3 protein-coding genes and 1 tRNA gene are annotated in these 3,974 nt (G+C 73.5%); 3 read left to right on the forward strand and 1 reads right to left on the reverse strand.

Translation table 11 applies throughout. The annotated features are described in order from the left end of the window. The 3 genes from HW445_RS21245 to HW445_RS21255 form a co-directional block, all read left to right on the forward strand. Window positions 1–1,005, forward strand: a 1,005-nt coding sequence (locus HW445_RS21245) for a DNA polymerase III subunit delta' (RefSeq protein WP_180222574.1), incomplete at its 5' end; no start/stop codon positions are given. 63 nt (window positions 1,006–1,068) lie between these two features. Then, complete coding sequence (locus HW445_RS21250; protein WP_180222575.1) at window positions 1,069–2,664, forward strand: alpha/beta hydrolase; 1,596 nt, start codon at window positions 1,069–1,071, stop codon at window positions 2,662–2,664. A 98-nt stretch (window positions 2,665–2,762) separates the two neighbouring features. After that, window positions 2,763–2,836: transfer RNA gene (locus HW445_RS21255), tRNA-Thr, on the forward strand. 53 nt (window positions 2,837–2,889) lie between these two features. On the opposite strand, the gene HW445_RS21260 is transcribed toward HW445_RS21255, so the two are convergent. Further along, the coding region (locus tag HW445_RS21260) for a bifunctional 3'-5' exonuclease/DNA polymerase (RefSeq protein WP_180222576.1) at window positions 2,890–3,974 on the reverse strand (1,085 nt) is incomplete at its 5' end.

Raw genomic sequence — 3,974 nt, forward strand, 5'->3', positions numbered from 1 at the left:
CTGCAGTGCGTGAGCCCGGACCGCGCCCTCGGCGGAGCTCCCGGCTGCGGCTTCTGCGACGGCTGCCACACGGCGCTGATCGGCACCCACGCGGACGTGTCCACCGTGGTCGCGACCGGCTCGCAGATCCTCGTCGACGACATGCGCGACACCGTGCGCAAGTCCTACACGGCCCCGGCCGGCGGCCGCTGGCAGGTGATCCTGGTCGAGGACGCCGAGCGGCTGAACGAGAAGTCCGCCAACGCCGTCCTGAAGGCGGTGGAGGAACCCGCCTCCCGCACCGTCTGGATGCTGTGCGCGCCCTCGGTGGACGACGTGCTGCCCACCATCCGCTCCCGCTGCCGCCTGCTGACCCTGCGCACCGCTCCGGTGGAGGCCGTCGCGGACCTGCTGATTCGCCGTGACGGCATCGAGCCGGAGACCGCACACGCGGTGGCCCGGGCAACCCAGGGCCACGTCGACCGCGCCCGCCGGCTGGCCGTCGATCCGGCGGCCCGGGAACGCCGGGCCGCCGTGCTCAAGCTGCCGCTGAGGGTGGGCGACGTAGGGGGCGCCCTGCGTGCCGCGCAGGAACTGGTGGACGCGGCGGCAGCCGACGCCAAGGCGCTGGCCGAGGAACTGGACGTCAAGGAGACCGAGGAGCTCAAGGCGGCGCTGGGGGCGTCCCAGGGCGGCCGGCTCCCGCGCGGCACGGCCGGCGTGATGAAGGATCTGGAGGACAAGCAGAAGCGACGCCGCTCCCGTACCCAGCGGGACAGCCTGGACCTGGCCCTGACCGACCTGACCACGTTCTACCGCGACGTCCTCGCCCTTCAGCTCGGCACACGGGTGGCGCTGGCCAACGTGGACGCGGAGGACGCCCTGCAGCGGCTGGCCCGGTCGGGACCGCCGGAGTCGACCCTGCGTCGGATCGAGGCGATCGCCGCCTGCGGGGAAGCCCTGGACCGCAATGTGCCTCCGCTGCTGGCCGTCGAGGCGATGACCATGGCGCTGCGTGACGGTTAGCCCGTCCGGGGCACTTCCGTGGCACTGGGCGTGAGCGTCGCTGCGGAGAGTTACGGTGGCGAGGTGGAGATCAGCCGCACCCCCCGCCCCGCGTCCCGGTCCCGGCGGGTCGCGCGCCTCGTCGGGGCCGCGCTCACGGCCTCCGCCCTCCTGCTGACCGCGTGTGCCGCCGGGCAGGGAGCGGAGGGCGGTCCCGGCGCCGGTCCGCCGCTCGCCGCGCTTCCCGGCGAGGGGAATCCGGAGCTGGCGCGTTTCTACGAGCAGAAGCCCTCCTGGCGTGCCTGCGGTGTGCCCGGTTTCCAGTGCGCGACCGTCCGCGCCCCCCTCGACTACGCGCGGCCGGAGTCCGGCGAGGTGCGGCTGGCGGTGGCGCGGACGAAGGCGACCGGGCCGGGCAGCCGACTGGGGTCGCTGCTGGTCAATCCGGGCGGCCCCGGCGGTTCCGCCGTCGACTACCTTCAGGGGTACGCGGCGATGGGATACCCCGCCGAGGTGCGCTCCCGGTACGACATGGTCGCCGTCGATCCACGGGGCGTGGCGCGCAGCGAGCCGGTGACCTGCCTCGACGGTCCGGGGATGGACGAGTACACGGGCACCGACCTCACTCCGGACGAGGACGCGGAGGCGGACGCCCTGGTGGCGGCGTTCAAGTCGTTCGCCGAGGGCTGCGGCGGCCGTTCGGCGAAGCTGCTGCGGCACGTCTCCACGGTGGAGGCGGCGCGGGACATGGACGTGGTGCGGGCGGCGCTCGGCGACGACGAACTGCACTACGTCGGAGCGTCCTACGGCACCTTCCTCGGCGCGACCTACGCCGGCCTGTACCCGTCGCGGGTGGGCCGGCTGGTGCTGGACGGCGCGATGGACCCCTCGCTGCCCGCGCGCCGGCTCAACCTGGACCAGACGGCCGGGTTCGAGACCGCCTTCCAGGCCTTCGCCCGCGACTGCGTGCGGCAGCCCGACTGCCCCCTGGGGGGCCGGGGAGCCGGCGTCGACACGGTGGGACGCGAGCTCAAGGAGTTCTTCGGCGGGCTGGACACCCAGCCGCTGAACGCGGACGATCGCGACGGGCGCAAGCTCACCGAGTCACTGGCCACCATGGGCGTGATCGCCGCGATGTACGACGAGGGCGCCTGGCCGCAGTTGAGGGACGCGCTGGCCTCGGCCATGCGGCGGAAGGACGGTGCGGGCCTGTTGGCCCTCGCCGACAGCTACTACGAGCGCGACCCCGAAGGCCGGTACACCAATCTGATGTTCGCGAACGCGGCCGTGAACTGCCTGGACCTGCCCGGAGCCTTCGCCTCCCCGGACGAGGTCCGTCAGGCGCTGCCCGCGTTCGAGAAGGCGTCCCCGGTCTTCGGCGAGACCATGGCCTGGGCCGCGCTGAACTGCGCCTACTGGCCGGTCGCCCCGACCGGGGAGCCCCGCCGCATCGAGGCCGAGGGGGCCGCCCCCATCCTGGTCGTGGGCACCACCCGTGACCCGGCGACGCCCTACGGCTGGGCAGAGGCCCTGGCCGGTCAGCTCTCCTCCGGCCGGCTGCTCACCTATGAGGGTGACGGCCATACCGCCTACGGCCGTGGCAGCGACTGCGTCGACGCCGCGGTCGACGCCTACCTGCTCGACGGCACCGTCCCTCCGGAGGGGAAGCGCTGCGTCTGACCGGCGGGAACAACCGTCCCATCGCTGGTTCGGAGCACCTCCCGAAACTGTGTAGACTTACCGTCGTCGCGGATCGCACCATGGTGCGGTCAGCACGTGCCGCTTTAGCTCAGATGGCCAGAGCAACGCACTCGTAATGCGTAGGTCTCGGGTTCGAATCCCGAAAGCGGCTCCGGTGGAACCCCGGTTCGGACACACTGTCCGGACCGGGGTTTTCCGTTGCCGTCACTTCGCGTCCGCGTAGCACTCCACCACCGCCGTGGTGAACGGGAAGCGGACCGGGGTCTCGCCGAAAGTGAGCCGGCCCGCCTCGTCTGAGCTCTCACGGATGGCGGCCGCCACCCGATCGGCCTCCTCGACCGGGCAGTGCACGATCACCTCGTCGTGCTGGAAGAAGACCAGCTCCGCCGCCAGTCCGTCCAGACGTCGACGGAGGGCCGCCAGCAGGAGGAACGCCCAGTCCGCGGCGCTTCCCTGGACCACGAAGTTGCGGGCGAAGCGGCCGCGGGCGCGCGTGGTGGCCGTGGAGCGCCCCGGACCGGGGTCGCCGTCCTCCTCCTCGGCGAGCGGGATACCGGCCTCCTCCGCCTCCTCCCGGCCGCCCGCCGGCGGGCAGGTCCGGCCGAGCCAGGTACGCACCAGGCGTCCTTCCTCGCCGGCGCGCGCGGCCTCGTCGACGTGTGCCACGGCGCGCGGGAACCGGCGGCGCAGCGCGGCGAGGTTCTTCAGGCCGTCGCCGGACGTCTGGCCGTAGATGGCGCCCAGTACGGCGACCTTGGCCAGGTCGCGGTCGCCGGCGAAGGCCCGCTCGGAGACCGCCTGGTAGAGGTCGCTCTCCCGTCCGGCGACCGCCATGAAGGCGGGGTCCCGGGATATGGCGGCCAGCACCCGCGGTTCCATCTGATCGGCGTCGGCGACCACCAGCCGCCAGCCGGGGTCGGCGACCACGGCGCGCCGGATCACCTTGGGGATCTGCAGAGCGCCACCGCCATGGGTCACCCAGCGGCCGGTGACCGTGCCGGCGGGCAGGAACTCGGGGCGGAACCGGCCGTCGCGCACCCAGTCCTGGAGCCAGGACCAGCCGTGGGCGACCCAGATCCGGTACAGCCTCTTGTACTCCAGCAGCGGGGGGACGGCGGGGTGGTCGACGCCGGCCAGCTCACGACGGCGGGTGGAGCGGATCCGGATGCCGGCCTGGGCGAACGCCTTCACCACGTCGGCCGGGAGGTCGGGCCGCACCCGGCGCCCGAAGGCGGCGGACACCTCGTCGGCGAGCTCGGCCAGGCGGCGCGGCTCGCCCGCACCGGGAT

This window comes from Streptomyces sp. UH6, from assembly GCF_013421635.1.
GTDB lineage: Bacteria > Actinomycetota > Actinomycetes > Streptomycetales > Streptomycetaceae > Streptomyces > Streptomyces abyssomicinicus.